This is a genomic window from Aliiglaciecola sp. SL4, assembly GCF_041538045.1.
Classification (GTDB): Bacteria; Pseudomonadota; Gammaproteobacteria; order Enterobacterales; family Alteromonadaceae; genus Aliiglaciecola.
This window is the reverse complement of sequence record NZ_JBGOSE010000004.1, coordinates 17,300-33,003: the sequence shown is the minus strand read 5'-3', so window position 1 is coordinate 33,003 and position 15,704 is coordinate 17,300. Positions and strand designations below refer to the sequence as shown.

Annotated in this window: 20 protein-coding genes; 2 read left to right on the top strand and 18 right to left on the bottom strand. The window is 41.2% G+C overall.

The window, feature by feature from the left end; all coding sequences use genetic code 11:
- Positions 1–36: 36 nt before the first annotated feature.
- Together AB6T38_RS07215 and AB6T38_RS07210 are read right to left on the bottom strand one after the other, a co-directional pair.
- Positions 37–378 (bottom strand): MGMT family protein, encoded by a 342-nt coding sequence (locus tag AB6T38_RS07215; protein WP_372546664.1) that lies wholly within the window; start codon positions 376–378, stop codon positions 37–39.
- 20 nt (positions 379–398) lie between these two features.
- Positions 399–2,393, bottom strand: coding sequence for a tyrosine-type recombinase/integrase (locus AB6T38_RS07210; RefSeq protein ID WP_372546663.1), 1,995 nt, complete (start codon positions 2,391–2,393; stop codon positions 399–401).
- A gap of 195 nt (positions 2,394–2,588) precedes the next feature.
- Between AB6T38_RS07210 and AB6T38_RS07205 the strand changes: the two genes are divergently transcribed.
- Positions 2,589–3,200, top strand: coding sequence for a tRNA-uridine aminocarboxypropyltransferase (locus tag AB6T38_RS07205; protein ID WP_372546662.1), 612 nt, complete (start codon positions 2,589–2,591; stop codon positions 3,198–3,200).
- Between the two features lie 13 nt (positions 3,201–3,213).
- Here the strand turns inward: AB6T38_RS07205 and AB6T38_RS07200 are convergent, their stop codons facing one another.
- From AB6T38_RS07200 to AB6T38_RS07140, 13 genes are all read right to left on the bottom strand, one after another.
- Positions 3,214–3,471, bottom strand: a complete 258-nt coding sequence (locus tag AB6T38_RS07200; RefSeq protein ID WP_372546661.1) for a hypothetical protein — start codon at positions 3,469–3,471, stop codon at positions 3,214–3,216.
- 21 nt (positions 3,472–3,492) lie between these two features.
- A complete protein-coding gene (locus AB6T38_RS07195; RefSeq protein WP_372546660.1) occupies positions 3,493–4,443 on the bottom strand; it encodes an alpha/beta fold hydrolase in 951 nt (316 codons plus the stop codon).
- Positions 4,444–4,486: 43 nt separating this feature from the next.
- Complete coding sequence (locus AB6T38_RS07190; protein ID WP_372546659.1) at positions 4,487–4,882, bottom strand: DoxX-like family protein; 396 nt, start codon at positions 4,880–4,882, stop codon at positions 4,487–4,489.
- Entirely contained in the window at positions 4,873–5,223 is a 351-nt protein-coding gene (locus tag AB6T38_RS07185; protein ID WP_372546658.1) for a hypothetical protein, read from the bottom strand. Before AB6T38_RS07185 ends, AB6T38_RS07190 begins: the two co-directional genes overlap by 10 nt.
- 119 nt (positions 5,224–5,342) lie before the next feature.
- Positions 5,343–5,762 (bottom strand): DUF1801 domain-containing protein, encoded by a 420-nt coding sequence (locus AB6T38_RS07180; protein ID WP_372546657.1) that lies wholly within the window; start codon positions 5,760–5,762, stop codon positions 5,343–5,345.
- A 66-nt stretch (positions 5,763–5,828) separates the two neighbouring features.
- Complete coding sequence (locus AB6T38_RS07175; protein ID WP_372546656.1) at positions 5,829–6,209, bottom strand: STAS/SEC14 domain-containing protein; 381 nt, start codon at positions 6,207–6,209, stop codon at positions 5,829–5,831.
- Between the two features lie 156 nt (positions 6,210–6,365).
- Positions 6,366–6,935, bottom strand: a complete 570-nt coding sequence (locus AB6T38_RS07170; RefSeq protein ID WP_372546655.1) for a hypothetical protein — start codon at positions 6,933–6,935, stop codon at positions 6,366–6,368.
- Positions 6,936–6,986: 51 nt separating this feature from the next.
- On the bottom strand, positions 6,987–7,709 hold the full coding sequence (locus AB6T38_RS07165; protein WP_372546654.1) for a ZIP family metal transporter: 723 nt from the start codon (positions 7,707–7,709) through the stop codon (positions 6,987–6,989).
- 47 nt (positions 7,710–7,756) lie between these two features.
- On the bottom strand, positions 7,757–7,960 hold the full coding sequence (locus AB6T38_RS07160; protein ID WP_372546653.1) for a DUF3565 domain-containing protein: 204 nt from the start codon (positions 7,958–7,960) through the stop codon (positions 7,757–7,759).
- A gap of 82 nt (positions 7,961–8,042) precedes the next feature.
- On the bottom strand, positions 8,043–8,267 hold the full coding sequence (locus AB6T38_RS07155) for a hypothetical protein (RefSeq protein WP_372546652.1): 225 nt from the start codon (positions 8,265–8,267) through the stop codon (positions 8,043–8,045).
- Positions 8,268–8,309: 42 nt separating this feature from the next.
- Positions 8,310–8,717: a VOC family protein gene (locus AB6T38_RS07150; protein ID WP_372546651.1), complete on the bottom strand. Its 408-nt coding sequence runs from the start codon at positions 8,715–8,717 to the stop codon at positions 8,310–8,312.
- A gap of 64 nt (positions 8,718–8,781) precedes the next feature.
- Positions 8,782–9,045 (bottom strand): RNA-binding protein, encoded by a 264-nt coding sequence (locus AB6T38_RS07145; RefSeq protein ID WP_348491752.1) that lies wholly within the window; start codon positions 9,043–9,045, stop codon positions 8,782–8,784.
- A 213-nt stretch (positions 9,046–9,258) separates the two neighbouring features.
- On the bottom strand, positions 9,259–10,170 hold the full coding sequence (locus AB6T38_RS07140) for a diguanylate cyclase (protein WP_372546650.1): 912 nt from the start codon (positions 10,168–10,170) through the stop codon (positions 9,259–9,261).
- 375 nt (positions 10,171–10,545) lie between these two features.
- On the opposite strand from AB6T38_RS07140, the gene AB6T38_RS07135 reads away from it, so the two are divergent.
- A complete protein-coding gene (locus AB6T38_RS07135) occupies positions 10,546–12,900 on the top strand; it encodes a TonB-dependent receptor (protein WP_372546649.1) in 2,355 nt (784 codons plus the stop codon).
- Between the two features lie 91 nt (positions 12,901–12,991).
- On the opposite strand, the gene AB6T38_RS07130 is transcribed toward AB6T38_RS07135, so the two are convergent.
- From AB6T38_RS07130 to AB6T38_RS07120, 3 genes are all read right to left on the bottom strand, one after another.
- The gene (locus tag AB6T38_RS07130; RefSeq protein ID WP_372546648.1) at positions 12,992–13,474 is read right to left on the bottom strand and encodes a DUF2165 family protein; all 483 of its coding nucleotides are present in this window, start codon (positions 13,472–13,474) and stop codon (positions 12,992–12,994) included.
- Positions 13,475–13,681: 207 nt separating this feature from the next.
- Positions 13,682–15,334 carry a diguanylate cyclase gene (locus AB6T38_RS07125; RefSeq protein WP_372546647.1) on the bottom strand — a complete coding sequence of 551 codons (1,653 nt, stop codon included), beginning with the start codon at positions 15,332–15,334 and terminating at the stop codon, positions 13,682–13,684.
- A gap of 9 nt (positions 15,335–15,343) precedes the next feature.
- On the bottom strand, positions 15,344–15,664 hold the full coding sequence (locus AB6T38_RS07120; RefSeq protein WP_372546646.1) for a hypothetical protein: 321 nt from the start codon (positions 15,662–15,664) through the stop codon (positions 15,344–15,346).
- Positions 15,665–15,704: the final 40 nt, after the last annotated feature.

Here is a 15,704-nt window from a genome sequence, read left to right as displayed (position 1 = left end):
ACGCTTTTAATAGCAACGCAGCAAGCTACATTGGCATTAGTAATTCAATTTAAATAGCAGCTCAGCCAGATCAGGTTGCCATTGAAACGTTTTTAATTTCACTCTGTTATTAAAAACAGCAACATTCTCTTGTTGCAATAAGCCTATTTGCAAATTGGACTTTTCACTTTGCGCTGGAAACGCAATGTTACCATCTGAGCGAAGTACTCGGTGCCAAGGCACCTGCAGTGAATCGGGCGCATAACCTAAGGCTTTACCTACTAAACGAGCTCGTCCAGGCAATCCCGCCAAATCAGCAATTTGACCATAACTGGCCACTCTACCGACTGGAATTTGCAATACTGTATTCCAAATCTGCTGATGATACTGGTGATTCACGTTACGATTCTATTGGCCAGTCACGCTAACGGATATTGCAAATTCAATTGTTCGACATCCACAGGCTCACCACGACGGTTAACTTGGCGATACAAACTAAGATCATTAGGGCTTACGAAACCTGCCACCTGCTCTAAATCATTTAGTCTTGCTCCTTGGGCGACTAAAAATGTTAGGTAAGTATGACGCAACGCTCCAATTGAAAACTGCTCAGCAAAAGCCAAACCGGCATCATGGGCAATATTTATCATCATTTGATCAAGCTGCTGGGCATCAAGTCTTCCCCCCAATAGTAAACTGTCTTCAGCTTGATTGGTCTGCAAGTTTTGAATGATCTGTATACACTCTGGACTAACAGGGACGCTTCTAGCGTATTCACCAGATATTTGTAAAGATTGCGTTTCTAGATCGATATCTTGAACTTTAAGGTTAAGCAATTCACTGGGACTGACACCATTTAAAATCAACGAAATAGCCAACTTTCCATCACGATTCGCGACTTGATATAAACTGCCACATTCCGCTTCAGATAATAAACGAGCCGCTTTTGGCGTGCTAGCTTGAGCCAATTGCAAAGGTGCTTGTTGGTGCCCCAACTGTGCCTGCTTTTGTTGCTCTAAGGCTTGCTGTGCTGCCACCTGCTGCTCTAAGGTTAACCCTGAAGAAGGAGGAACCACATTATAACTTGTCATGGTAGGTGCAGGTGTTTTCTGGCGATGAATGAAGCTGAATATGAGCAATGCAAATAAGCTTACCAATACTGCTGCAGCAAGTGCGATGGCTGAGTCACGCCAGTAATTCGGTGATATGGGGTAAGTGGGAACAAAAGGTTGCTCAAGAACATTAATTTTGGCTTGAAACGGCTTTTGAACTTCCGTTTCTACTAGTTGATCTTTCAATTGCTGAGCTTGTTCTTGCAACTGACTTAAAGAACGATTTAATCGGCCATACTCTTTTAATTTTTGGTTAAAAACAAGAGCCTCTTTGCCCAGTTCATCTAACTGAATTTCTAATTGTTTTTGCTTCTGCTCAGAGGCAACAACTGTACGTTGCAGATCTTCTACAAATCTCTTTTGGCTTTCTGCCGCCTCAGCTTCATATCGAGTTTTCAACTCTTGTAGTCGACGTTTTTTATTCACAATACTAGGATCTAATTCCATGTATTCAGCAGTATATCGTTGTGATAACTCGTAAAGCTCAGCTTCGCTATCTTTAATAGCGCTGCGAATACCATCTAGCCGGGCTTTATCTCCAGGGTGAATAACTGAATCTCCTTGGGCTATACTTTGTTTAACACTTTCTAAGGTTGCCTTCGCTTCGGCTTGCTGTGTCTCAGCGGTATCTAACGCTGCTCCCATACTTTTAATTTTAGATAGTGCGCGATTCTCATCGCGCTCCATAGAAATAATGTTATTTTCTTCGCTGTACTGCTCAACTAAATCTCGCTGTTCAAGAATCTTCTGCTCCAACGCCAGAAGTTTTTCCTGCCCTAATGATAGATCTTCTACTGTGTTTTCTTCCGTTTCCTCTTCTAATCTAGCCAGATATAAAGCCAGCCATTGTTCGAGTACCGGTTGTAAATGGTTTCTATTTTCACCCGTTGTGAATAAGTTAATAATCCGACTATCCAGGTGCTCTTCGGTAGACACCATTTGGGCCAGTTCTTCAGTAGTAAAATTGAGCGAATACTCGTCTGCAAGTTGCACACGTAAACCATCAAGAATTCGGTTGCTAGTAAGACGCTTATTGTTGAGGGTGATTTGCTCCTCAGGTACTGCAGTTTGTTGATTATTCAGCTGTTGGGCATAGCTAAAATGAATTATCGCTTGGCTTTGATAAATAGGTGAACGGCTCCAAATCCAAATCATAGCCACCACAAAAACCAGTAAAAAGCTGATACTCAATACCCACCATTTTTGTTTTTGCAGTTTTTTACTTTCTTCCTCAGAGCGCCTATCCGAACTTTCCGTTGAGAACGGTGGTGGGATCACTTCCACGTTTTCACTAAATGACATGATTTATATCCATATTCCTTAAACGTACGCCTGACAATAAAACAAACACACGAAGATTTTTATACCTAATAGATTATCAGCTATAGTAAGCCTCTGCGACTGATATTGAGTTCCCCAAAAAATAACTTGGGAGGCCAATACTAGATACTAAAACCTTAACCCATTTGATGACAAGTTGTTACGGAAAAATCTGCAATGAAAAAACGTTGTATTTGTCCCCATTGTAATTACCCTCAATCGGTATGCATTTGTGCATTTATCAATGAAGTCAAAGTTCCATTACAAATAACCATATTACAACATCCTCTGGAGTCTAAACACGGCAAAAATACAGCAAGATTGCTTCCATTGTGTATAAAAAATTCGGAAATTCTAGTCGGCGAGAATGAACAAGATTTTACCGGGGTGAGAGAGCGAGTTATCACCACTTATCAGAATACCTGGGTTTTGTATCCCAACACAGATAGTCAGCCACTAGAAGAGCACAAAACACACTGCCCCAACGTGCTTCCCGATAGGTTAATCGTGATCGATGCCACTTGGCGTAAAGCGACAAAAATGTGGCAGTTAAACCCATGGTTGCATGAATTACCAAACTGGCATTTTAATACCTTACCGCAGAATCAATACCGTATTCGTAAATCTAAACTTGAACACAGCCTGTCTTCACTAGAAGCTACAGCTCACGCACTAAAGCTTATTTACAATACAGACACCCAACCTCTGTTAACCTTATTCGACGCCATGCAAAAACAGCAGGAAAAGCACACGCCATCTCACCACCTAAACAACAGATTCAAGGTTTAAAGCAATAAGAAAATTACTTTTGACGTTTAAAATGAAACCATTTCGGCAACCTACCAACAATAACGACATAGTAAGCAAATATTCCTAAAGCAGAAAAAATTACACCACTGACTCCCGGCTCCTGCCAATTACCAATCCAAAGGCAGTAAATAGAAAACGCAATCACCAAAAGGGTAGGAGATGCAACTAGGGCTATCATCACACGCACGTTGGCGGGTATTTTTCCAACCGCTGGATTTTCATCATTTGAGGTGGATGAGTTTTCTGTCATATTTTACCTTCTTAAATCATTTTAGGGCTGCAGAAAATCAATCACACTATTCACCGTAGAGTCAGGATCTTCTTCGTGGGGAACATGACCAAGGGTAGCAAAAATAACCAACTCACTGTTTTCAATTTCTTCTTGAAAACGCCTTCCTAAATTAACAGGAATAAGACGATCTTCTTGCCCCCAAATAATTAAGGTAGGCTGTTTAATCTCAGGAATTCGGTTAATTAAATCGTTAGACTGAGTTTGTGCAAAGCGCGCTTCTAATGCCTGCCTGTTACCCTCGCGAGTGGTTAATTGATAATAACGATCAACCAATTCAGGCGTTACTTTACGTGGGTCACCATAAACGTTTTTGACACTTTTCACCACTAAACTGCGGGGCAACATGTCGCCTATTAAAAATTTGAGCAGTGGTTTTTGAGAAATGGTGAAGGCTAAAGGTACCGAAGTAGATTGATACGGATATCCACTGGCATCCACTAAAATGAGCTTTTCTACCCGTTGTGGGTAAATCACCGCAGTTGCCCAAGAAATATAACCTCCTAAAGAATTTCCAGCCAAAACAAAACGCTCAACACCTAAATTGTCCATAACATCAATAACGGTCCGACTGTATTGCTCAATTGAATAATCATTTTGCGGATTAGGACCGGTTAAACCAAACCCTGGCAAATCAAAACGTATGACTCTTCGCTGAGATTTTAATGTTTGTGTCCACCCTTCCCAGGTGTGCAAAGAAGCACTGGTACCATGGAGTAAAACGATTGGCAGAGGATCATTTTTAGGGCCTTCATCCCGCAAATGAATTTGCATGCCGTCAACATCAATAAATTGCGAAGGGGCTGGAGCCCATTTAGGTGCAAGTTCAGCAACACTTCTATCAGGTTGTTGGAAGAGGATAAATAACACTGCATATATAGCCACCAGCAGCAGAAGTAGCGACCCTAACAATGTTGCTAATCGTTTAATCATTTACTATCCCATACTGCTTTCGTGTTCATAAAACGTGTCTTCTTTAGGTTATGTTTGTCTGTTTACGCTGAGCATTTTTCAGCAATACAACACTCAATACTATTAAGGGAATATTGGTTGTTACCAGGTTAAATGCCGCCACAACCACTTGTGCAACAAAAATAATGGTGAAAACCAACAAAGCTACCAAATTTAGAGCGCTAAAATAAATGAGTAGGAGATTTTTGTAAAACAAAATTAAGGCGACACCCAAAATGACTTCAGCCAAGTCAGCAATCTGAGTAAAAATCAAACTGTTTTGGGCGTTAAAACCTAGCGCTACCGTGATCACTTTTTCCATCGGGTCGACATGCAATAGTTTAGGAATTAATCCGTGATATATCCAAGCTAAACCTAAGGTGAATCTAGCTAGCTGTACAAGGGATAAATTTAACAGCATTTAAGCTGTTCAAAACGCAGTTTTTTGCGATACAGATAGATAGAAATGAGCAATGGTAAAGGGCAGATAAGAGCAAAAACTGGGTCCCAATCCATGAAAAATAGAGTACAGAGTACGCAGCCCACGGCCCCGCAGATTAAATGAAAACGGTAGAACGAGATACTGTCTTCATAGGCGTCAGGAAACACTAATTTCAACTGCAATTGAAACACGCCCCACACCCCAACTGAACTCAAAATAACGCCAAACACAATCAAATAGCCAATCTCAAAACCACGGCTGATCATATGCATTCCAGTGATAAACCCAGAATTAATAACGCTGATCCAAATGGCGACCACAGCGCACCCCCCCCAAGGGATTCTATCAAAAATACCTTTTTGTTAGTTTTTTTCACCTTGAATCGGGCTCACTTATCTATCTACTCTGACAGAAATATTAGCACGCAAAAACCAAGGTTTTAACACCCTAATAGTGGTAAATGTTTAATTTTGTGGTACTTGAGAGTTAGTTCAATGCAGTAGGATAACACGGTTTCAGGCAACGCCATGTTTAATGGCAGCCCAATAGCGCGACGACCAACGAATTCTAATTCGTCGGCGTAGAGCTCTTTGCAGGTTTCTATTAATGTAGTTTGGCAGTTTACATAAATAAAAATAAAGTCTGGTTCCCTCGGCTTCCAGTCCATTCGTAATGTGCTGCCACTCTTGCAAAGGTAACTGGGTTCTCCCCACTTTAAAGTCTCTTCAAGATTTTTGACCTCAGGGCAGCGAGTTGCCACCTGCAATATAAGCTCACGCAAAGCGAACAAGGCTTCTCGCGGTTTTGCTGGGTAACAAGCAATGAGATCCAACACTGGTTGCCCTGGAGTAAATATCATAATTTTCCTAAATTGACGTTAAATACTCATAATATACAAGGCATTGAAACCATTGCACTAAACAAATTAGGGGCTTAACCATTCCATTGCGGCTTGCGCATCATCAAAGAACTTAATCTCACCTGAGATAAACCAACTGCCTAGTTTTGCAGCATGTTGCTGCCATTTTTGGTTACCGTAGATGGCAATTTTTTGAAATTCATTATTGTGTTTTAAGCCTAGTTTAAAATCGTCCCAGGCCGCTCTTAATTCCCAACCCTCTAATTCAGTTGCATCAATGAATGCATTAACTTTAGGCTCTTTTACTTGTGCCAAAGCGCCATCGATCAAAGGGGTTATGATTTCATAATCTTCATGGGTTAACTTTCCCACTGCTTGCATAGATAAGAAAAAGGTTTTACCAACGCGCTCAATACCAATAGATAAACCGTGTTTTTTAAAAGACATTATTATGACTCCAAGAATTAGGTTTGAAATATAAGTAGAGTGATTCTACTAACCTGATTACAACACGTTAGTACACGGCTCTTTTTGATTGAAATCAAACATTGAGGGATATTTAGCAGTCATATTCACTATCACTGATATTTAAAACCATAAATACTACTGGCAATTTACCACTACAGATAACGCTTCTTTCCAAGCTAACTCAGAGTCAAAATTATCAATAAGACCAGCACTATGGGGTTGCTCAGTAAATGCTCCCATACCATGTTGAATCATGTAGGTTGGGAAGTAACGTGGTTGGCCTAGTTGTTTCAAGGTCTCACACATACCAGCATTATCAGAGGTTTTCTGCTTAACACTCGCTAAAAATGAATCTAGAGCGGATTGCTCAATATCGCCAAAAGCATTCATTCTCAATACCATTATTGCCTGATGCGTCGAACGATCTGCGACCCTTCGGGTGTCAAAATAACCATAGCTCATGGCGACTAGATATAAATCGCTTGCGTTATCAACATCCCCTTGGTCCATGCATGCGGTTAACCCCAAAAACAAATCCGCAGGGGAGTGGGACGGAATCACTTCATTCATGCCAACACAACCCAACGAGGTGCTAGATTGCAAATTGCCTTGAGCTTCATAATTTGTGGTGTTGTTAGTGTCGGTTGTCTGGCAGGCTGACAAACTTAATAACAGCACACTTATCACTATTCTTTTAATTTCCATGGGCAACTTCTTTGTAGTTAAATAATTCATATAAATGGGAGTTAACTGCGATTAGCTCGTACTCACCACCATGTCACTAAACAGCGCAAGGCAAAAACCAAATACAGCCCCCAAAGGTGGAGCCCAGTGTTTATCCAAACGTGATTGCGGAGCAATATCTTGGAATATGATGTACAAAATGCCACCTGAAGCAAACAGCATAATTGCACCTAATACCCCTTGGTAATCTGACAGGAAAATATAACCAACGAGTCCAGCAATTGGACCTAAGGGAATTAACCCTGCCATAGTCAAAAGGGTTTTGCTCGATTTATTGCCATTTTTATTATTGATTTCACGATAACTATTAAAGCCCTCTGGAAGGTTTTGTAGACCAATAAAAATCGCTAACAAAGGCGCTACAGGAGAGCCAAGGGCCACAAGGCCGCCCAACGCGACAGCTTCGGGTATGTAATCCAGCATCATTCCCATAAGTTGTGGTGAATCCTGCTTTTTTAAGCCTAGGCGTCGTTCAATGAAAAAGAAAACAAAGCCACCCAACAGCACAATGGGGATTGAAAACAGCGAACCTTGCATGTTGGCTATACCTTCAGGTACTAATACTACTGCAACAGCGCCTAGTAAAATACCACCACCAAAAGCAATCACTGAATGGCGAACTTCTCGCTCAATCCAAAGCGGCCGTATGTGGTCAAAAGTGGCCAAAATGCCACCTATAAGTATGCAGCTTCCTGATAAACCGGTAAGCAAGACAATGGTTAAAATTTCAGACATTTAATTCCTACAAAACTATAAAAATTGAACAAAGACATAGATAAATGTTAATTATCTTTTGGTTCATTTCTATCACATTTTTTGCAATTCAGCATAAAGCCTATCTTAGCGTTTCTTCCCGTCACCGTTAGCACCCATGGTCGATTCGTCCAAGGTGGAGTATGTCTAACGTGTTGGTTATGACCACAGTCTAGTTCAGCTACCCAATGATTTTCATCATCTTGGTGATACCCCAAAATTGCGCGTTTCATTTTGTCCTTCAACCTGTTAAGAATCGCTCATCAAAGCTTAAAATAGCATTAGAATCAGTCTGCCTACGAACATAATTCCATATTATTTAGTGCCTGATGGAAAATGCGACAATAACCAGAAGTAAAGCATGGATAACATAGCTAACACTAAACTAAAAAATAGCGTATGCAAAATAAATGAGGTAGAAATAAGACCAATAAAAATTAACGACAAAGTATACAAAAGTGTGGGAGGGATGGGTTTATCTACAACGTCATGCAACTTCAATGCTGCAAGTTGTAAAAACAATTTAATAATTAAAAACATGGTTACTCATCCTTGGGTACTGGGTATTAAACCAAAAACTAATTATGGTTGTTTTACTTCAATCAAATCCAACTTGTTACCATACAAATCTTGAAACACCACCACAGTTCCATAGGGCTCTTCCCGAGGTTGCTCATCAAAGACGACACCTTTGGCTAACATCTGCTGATAGTCTCGCCAAAAATCATCAGTTTGAATAATCAAAAAAACGCTGCCTCCAGCTTGATTCCCCACAGCAGCGAGTTGTTGTTCTGACTCTGCTTTGAGCAATAACAAATTACAGCCATGGGAGTTAGCGAGAGAGACCTTTACAAATCGTTGCCCCTCACCCATATCGATGTTTTGAACGATTTGAAAACTTAACTTATCCGTATAAAAATCGATTGCTTCGGCATAACTTTTCACCAGCAACGCCACACTCGTTAATTGTTGTTTAGCCGACTGGCTCATTCCATAATTCCATTTTGTTGATTACATATCACTAAGCAGATACCTAACGATCAAACTTGTTTAATTATTCGGGTGTTTGATCTAGGTTTTTATCTTCCGCTCGTTTTACTCGTATTTTATTACCACCGACCATTTTATAATTTAAGTTTGTGATCGCAGCTTTAGCCTCTCCAGCTTTAGGCATTTCCACAAATCCGAAGCCTTTTGATATGCCACTATCTTGGTCAATAACCAAACTACAAGATTGCACCTTACCAAACTCCTCGAACAAACGTTTTAATTCGTCTTCACTGGTTGTTCGATCTAAATTACGTACTAAAATTTTCATGTAGGTTTCCTAAAAGCGCTGTTAATTGAGGACTCACTTCAGCTTTATCGAGTTGAAGCTTAGTACTTTGCAGAATAGCAAAACGCTGTATCCAGCTAGGCTAATTAGGCAAATAGTTGAGAAATTATAACATCTATAAAAAACAACATCGGCATTAAAAAATCGCCTCATATAAAATATGTCTCATTTACGGGTACTAAATTGATTATGAACCTAGGAATAGATTTGGTTTCTGCCATTTTTTTTCGCCAAATAGAGTAAATCATCGGTACGACGAATAAGTTCAATGACATTACTATCACCATTTGGGTGAGTCGAATACAATCCAATGCTAGCCGTTAAAGTGGGGCCTATGGGTGAGTTTTCGTTTAGTATGTTGAGGGTGCGGATGTGTTCGAGTAGCTTATTAATTAACCCCTTGGCTTGCTGTAAATTAGTATCTCCATACACTATCGCAAACTCTTCTCCACCATAACGAGCACAAATATCACTGGGTCTATGAACATAGTTTTGCAGTATTTCCCCAATGGACTTTAAACACTTATCGCCAACTTGATGTCCATAGCTATCATTTAATAATTTAAAGTAGTCCAAATCAATCATTGCAAGACTAATTGGCATGTTATGGCGATGACATCGCTCCCATTCACTTTCGATAAACTCATTAAAATGGCGACGGTTTGCAACCCCAGTTAATTCATCAATTCGAGATAGATTTAGCACCTTTTCTTCGGCTAGTTTTCGCTCCGTAATATTTTGATGGGAGATAACAAAATAGTTTGCATCTGCAAGACCAAAAGGAGATACCCGCATCATAAACCAGCGGGGCTCATTAGGGCTATGGCAAGGATACTCTAAATAAAAAAGAGAGGAGTTTTGCGCGACAACGCTTCTAATACCATCACCGGCATTTGCCCCAAAATCATCGCCAACAGCAGCGGCTTTATCACATACGTCTAAATAATTAACGCCACGCCAATCATGTCCTACCGTACACTCATTATTGCTACCAAAGGCTGACCAACTTCGATTGACGTATTTAATGTCACCTGCTTCATCAATTACGACAATATGTTCAGTAATCGAGTCAAGAACTAAGCTTAAGAATTCAAATGAATCTTCCATTCCCCACTCCCAAAGTTTTTAATGATTTCACTCCTAGTATAATGATTAATGAATCCGTGTGAATTTAGTTTGCGATTTATACGTGCGACTGACTAAATTTGATCAGTGAGTTAAAAACAAATTTGCCATCCATTAGCGGTGGCGTGGTGAGATTAACAAACAATCCAGATTAGTTCGGTTTTGCGCCTAAGGAAAGACAAAGCAGCTATATCAAAACCAAATAAGCCAACATTAAGGTAGTATAACTTTATGAATTTTATATTAAATTTATGGATAAAAGGTATGCAGCCATATCCGTTAACGTAGAAATGAATATAATGAGCCGCCGTCCAATTGGATGAGCAGTTTATGATTAACGTTAATCTTGGAACACATATGACTACCCACACAGTACGTACGAATAACTATCGCAAAAAAACAATTTACCTAGCCATAAAAGGTATTTTTATGGCAGCTTCAGGACTCACACTCCTTCCTTCACAAGCACTTGCTCAAGTAACAAATACAGAGGAAGAAACCCTCGAGGTTGTTACCGTAACCGCCCGTAAAAAGGTCGAATCAATTCAAGATATCCCTGGCGTTGTAAATGTTCTCAACAACAAGCAACTTCGAGCAAATGGGACTGCAGATGCCCAAGCCTTAGCACTAAATACCCCCGGGCTTATATATAGTGAGACCTATGCTGGTGCCTCATCTCCGAGAATCACCATTCGCGGAGTAGGCGATGATGACTTCAACCCAAATGGTTCTTCATCAGCCGCCATTCATGTAAATGGCGTCTACCAAGGCACAAATGGCTTATTAAACGGCCAGTATTTTGATATTGATAGAGTAGAGGTATTGAAGGGACCTCAAGGCACATTATACGGTCGTAATGCCACCGCTGGTGCAGTAAACATCTTAACCAATCGACCTGATATAGATTTTGGTGGATACCTAGACTTAGATGTTGGCAACTACGGTTTATTTCGTGGTGAAGGCGCAGTTAACCTTCCTATTTCTGATGATTTTCTAGTACGCATTGCTGGCTTATATGAGTCTTCAGATGGTTTCTATGAACACTTAGGCACGGGCCCTGGAACAGGCTATACCTACGCAGAAGGCACTATCACTCCGCAACAAGCTGTTGCAGTCCAAGGAGACTGGGGCGGAACTGATCGTGTTTCAGCCCGTGTGACCGCAGAATGGACAGTATCAGACAGCACCTTAGTTACCGCAAAAGTGACCTTGGGTGAAGATAATTCTGAATTAGCCATACCTGACGTAACGGCTGATAATTGGGTGGAATATGCGAATTCGGCAGCATTTTTTCTGGATCCCCAAGATCCAGCATTAATGGATTTTGCCAATGCATTAGACAACGACCCGTTCACTGTGTATTCCAATATGCTACCTAAACTAGACTCGGAGCAATTTGGCGCGAACCTACAAATTGAACATGAGTTTTCCTCAGGTACTACGGGAACTGTTTTAATCGGTTATGAGTCACTTGAGCGTGACTATACAACCTCAGATAACCTACCATTTTCCGTTGCTGATTATCTATTTAGAAATGAATTTTCCCAATTCACCGTTGAAGCTCGCCTTGCAGGTAGTTATTCAGAAAACGTTAATTGGTTACTTGGTGCATTCAGTTTGCAAGATGAAGTGGACTTTGGCACCAACCTATTGTTCTTGAATTCAGGTTTATGGCAAACCGATGTACAAACTGATTATGTACAAGAGCGTGACTCATTGGGCTTGTTCGCGTCATCAGACTGGACGCCAGTAGAGTGGTTTACACTAGAAGCCGGTATTCGTTACTCTTCAGATGAAGTGACGTTTGAAGGACAAACGCAAAATCTTGACCCCTATGGCGTTTACGGCACAGCTCCCACATTCTTCCCTGCAGGAGAGGTGTATATTGGTGTGCCAATTGACCCATCATCACCTTTGGTTTTCAACGAATCCTTAGATGATAGTGAGGTGACTTGGAAAGTTAGCGGAATCTTTACTCCGGCAAAACAGTGGCGACTCTACGCAACGGTTAGCACAGGTTACAAAGCCGGCGGCTTTGACGGCTCAACCATTTTAACTGCAGAAGAAGCGCTGCCCATTGATTCAGAAACCTTAGTAGCCTATGAAGTAGGCTCTAAATATCGTTCAGACGATGGGTTACTTTCAGCTGAAGCTAACCTTTTTTATTACGATTTTTCTGACTATCAATCTACCGCAACCTTATTTGTAGCAGGTGCAAGCACTAACGTTCGCGCTAACGTCTCAGATGCAACAATTCAAGGTGCAGAGTTTGCCCTCACTTTATCTCCAATCGATGGACTCGATATTCGTGCTGGCGCGGCAATTATTGAATCGGAAATAAATAACTTCCAAGGTGAAGACACCACCATTGAAGGCAATGATTTACCCTTTTCTCCTGATCTCTCGTGGAATCTAACCGTGGTTTATGCCACCTCCATAAATGATAACTTTATGCTGCGCACGCAAATTGATGCAAGCAATACAGGCGAGCATTATCAAACAATCAATAACAATGACCAAGTGGATTCATACACCATTGCCAATGGGCGAGTTGCTTTGGAAACTGAAAATTGGGAAGTTGCATTGTGGGTGAGAAATTTGACTGACGAAGATTACAATGTTGGATTTTTCCCAACAACAGGATTAACCCCTGACACCTTCTTAAAGGGTGCTCCTCGTACCTATGGTGTGAATGTACTAATGCACTTCTAAATAAGGTTTACCCCAACTAAAGGTGAACTTTATGCCTCTTTTAAGGCGATATGTACTTTTATATCGCCTTTTTTAGTGCCAATAACTAAAGCTAGTCCTTCAATGCGACAAAAATCGAAATCAGGGAAATCATCCCTGCATAACGAAAAGCAGAGCCCAATACCGGGGCTAACATGGTTTCTGAACGCCAAAGCTCAAACCAGCTTTCAGCGATAATGATAAAACCACCGAACAACATAATAATCGCCACCGCACAGCCGGTTAAGGCAATTTGTTTCGCGGCATTATAGACACTACTGTTGGCACCTTGCGCTTTCCACATGCGTATTGAGCCGATGGTGCACATAACGCCAGTAGTCAACTTTGCCCCCAAAATAAACAGCGCGCCAATCCAAACAACAATAAGGTTTGAGGTGGCTTGCCAACTTTCTGAACCGTCTGGAATGGTAATCATCGATGTCGCCATTTTCACAGCGATCAATGTTCCCTGCCAATCGATTAAGTTATGCAGTGCCCCTACAAAACCCCAAATTGCCACGGTAAGAATCATGATTGACTTAGCCCGTCTCAACATAAAAAATCCCTCTTATAGTCAGGTTTGGCTTTCTCTATGAAAGCTCAGGTTTTCGCCTAAAAACGTAGGCAACGCAGTTCGCTGATTTACCTAAGTCTTTTTTTAAAGTATAGAGTATATTGAAAAACCTCGTGAATAGCGCGTAAAGATTAGGTTAACAAAGAATTCTGCGATCTAGATGATATAAGTGCTATTAAATCATCGTCCTTAGTATTTTTTAGGGTAGGCCATCGCGTATGTGTTTTTCCCAGTTCGTTTAACTTTATACATACTGGTATCTGCCATATCTATTATGGTGACACGGTCATTTGAATGTATTGGAGCACAAGCGATGCCAATACTGGCTCCCACCTGCACCTTAGTCCCGTCTTTTAAAACAATTGGCTGACATACAGAATCCATAATGGCATCCGCGACAACGCTTAAAGCCTCGTCACTCGGGCCAATATCACGTAGGGCAACGACAAACTCATCGCCACCAAGCCTTCCAACCAAATCAGTTGAACGACGCACCGCTTTTTTCATGCGCAATGCGCATTCGATTAAAACCTTATCACCTGCTTCATGACCGTATTGATCATTGATCTGTTTAAAGCCATCTAAATCGATACACAAGACACTGACTTCCGTGGTGTTATTTCGGCATTCATCCAAAAACCGCTCGATAATGGTATGACTTGAAGCGCGATTATTTAACCCAGTGAGAGCATCATGATCAGCTTGGTAACGAACAGCAGTTTCGAGACTCTTACGCTCGGTGATATCATACATAACTCCTTCAGTAGTTATTGGTATGGCACTACCTGTTTCCGCGGGGCTGGTATGGACAGAGATTAAACAATGTACCCAACGATGGTCATCTCCTTGTTGGACCAACTCAAGGTCGCCCGGCACAGTCTCACCAGTAAGAATAGACTTTTGTACCATGGCCCGGACTTTATCAGGTTGCCCAAATACCCGTTCAATAAAGTTATCATGCTTGAGTTGTTGCATCATCGATAAAGGTATACCAACAACTTTCGACACTGTAGGGTTGCTGTTTATTAAGGCACCATTTTGGTCTAGTACAAAAATTCCCGCGCTACTGGAATCGAATATTTGACGATATTGTGCCTCCATTAACTCTATCTCATGTCGCAACTCTCGCTCTCGATTTAACGCGATGGCGTTTGCATCTAACAACTCATTGGCACTATTTATCAAAATACCTATCTCATCCCCACGGTGCAGAGAAGGTGTGTCTAAGCGCTCACGAGATCCCGCCGGCATTAGCCGTAACTGTTCCGCCAAACGTGTTATTGGACGAGAAACCAAAGACGCCACTACTGCATAGATAAGGATTGCTACTAACACGGTTTGTCCAACCATCATCCAGGCCATGGTTAGTGCTTCTTGTTTTGCAGACTTAGCGATGAGATCTTGGTGAGCATAAATATGCAACACGCCAACAGTTTCAGTTTCATCAAATGGCGAATACAAGACTTGTTTCACGTAGGTATTCGGATTGACATCTAAATTTTCTAAACTGGACGATTCAGCTCGAGGGTTTTGCGCTAAAATATCACCGTTTACAGCCTCAATCTTCACCATAGCAACCAAAGAATTACGAGCTAGACCATCGACCACTTCAGCGAGTAAAACGGAATCAGATGCAAAAGCCCCAATAGCAACGGTCTTTTCAACAGCTTGAGCTAGATCGGTCAGTGTAGCTTGGCTAGTGGAAATGCCGCGCTGTTCACCTAAATGATAGGCAAACAAACCCGCTGTAACTGAAAAAATTACAGCTCCTAAAATAATGATTAGCAGTAGGCGAGTTTGTAAACCTGCGAATAGGCCAAATCTGCGTTTACTTTCATTCAAGGAAGCTCCTTAATCCTTAAGGACTAAAATTGTTCGTAACGAATTATCTTCTGGCGCTTTGCTTAACCAACCAATTCCACTTGGGTTACGCTTTAGTATTTCAATCATTGCTTTTTCATTCGGCAATGGTTGTGGTGGCATGCTTTGACCTGAAAACATTAGGCGAGACCAATAGCTATTCACCTGTGACATGCTCCATCCTGTCAGAGCTTTATAAAAATCGGCACTATTAGGATCGTCTCTAGGTAAATCAAAGACCAATGCAAAACCGCCATTAGGAAACCCCCTGCTGCGGCCCATAAAAAGGTTCACCACTTCTTTTTTTGTCATACTTTCTTGAGGATTGCTTGCATGCAAAACTATATAGAAA

What these genes read in the sequence shown, in the direction of transcription:
- AB6T38_RS07210 (WP_372546663.1), bottom strand. Translation starts at nt 2,393, where the DNA reads ATGTCATTTAGTGAAAACGTGGAAGTGATCCCACCACCGTTCTCAACG.
- AB6T38_RS07205 (WP_372546662.1), top strand. Translation starts at nt 2,589, where the DNA reads ATGAAAAAACGTTGTATTTGTCCCCATTGTAATTACCCTCAATCGGTA.
- AB6T38_RS07200 (WP_372546661.1), bottom strand. Translation starts at nt 3,471, where the DNA reads ATGACAGAAAACTCATCCACCTCAAATGATGAAAATCCAGCGGTTGGA.
- AB6T38_RS07195 (WP_372546660.1), bottom strand. Translation starts at nt 4,443, where the DNA reads ATGATTAAACGATTAGCAACATTGTTAGGGTCGCTACTTCTGCTGCTG.
- AB6T38_RS07190 (WP_372546659.1), bottom strand. Translation starts at nt 4,882, where the DNA reads ATGCTGTTAAATTTATCCCTTGTACAGCTAGCTAGATTCACCTTAGGT.
- AB6T38_RS07180 (WP_372546657.1), bottom strand. Translation starts at nt 5,762, where the DNA reads ATGATATTTACTCCAGGGCAACCAGTGTTGGATCTCATTGCTTGTTAC.
- AB6T38_RS07175 (WP_372546656.1), bottom strand. Translation starts at nt 6,209, where the DNA reads ATGTCTTTTAAAAAACACGGTTTATCTATTGGTATTGAGCGCGTTGGT.
- AB6T38_RS07170 (WP_372546655.1), bottom strand. Translation starts at nt 6,935, where the DNA reads ATGGAAATTAAAAGAATAGTGATAAGTGTGCTGTTATTAAGTTTGTCA.
- AB6T38_RS07165 (WP_372546654.1), bottom strand. Translation starts at nt 7,709, where the DNA reads ATGTCTGAAATTTTAACCATTGTCTTGCTTACCGGTTTATCAGGAAGC.
- AB6T38_RS07160 (WP_372546653.1), bottom strand. Translation starts at nt 7,960, where the DNA reads ATGAAACGCGCAATTTTGGGGTATCACCAAGATGATGAAAATCATTGG.
- AB6T38_RS07155 (WP_372546652.1), bottom strand. Translation starts at nt 8,267, where the DNA reads ATGTTTTTAATTATTAAATTGTTTTTACAACTTGCAGCATTGAAGTTG.
- AB6T38_RS07150 (WP_372546651.1), bottom strand. Translation starts at nt 8,717, where the DNA reads ATGAGCCAGTCGGCTAAACAACAATTAACGAGTGTGGCGTTGCTGGTG.
- AB6T38_RS07145 (WP_348491752.1), bottom strand. Translation starts at nt 9,045, where the DNA reads ATGAAAATTTTAGTACGTAATTTAGATCGAACAACCAGTGAAGACGAA.
- AB6T38_RS07140 (WP_372546650.1), bottom strand. Translation starts at nt 10,170, where the DNA reads ATGGAAGATTCATTTGAATTCTTAAGCTTAGTTCTTGACTCGATTACT.
- AB6T38_RS07135 (WP_372546649.1), top strand. Translation starts at nt 10,546, where the DNA reads ATGACTACCCACACAGTACGTACGAATAACTATCGCAAAAAAACAATT.
- AB6T38_RS07130 (WP_372546648.1), bottom strand. Translation starts at nt 13,474, where the DNA reads ATGTTGAGACGGGCTAAGTCAATCATGATTCTTACCGTGGCAATTTGG.
- AB6T38_RS07120 (WP_372546646.1), bottom strand. Translation starts at nt 15,664, where the DNA reads ATGACAAAAAAAGAAGTGGTGAACCTTTTTATGGGCCGCAGCAGGGGG.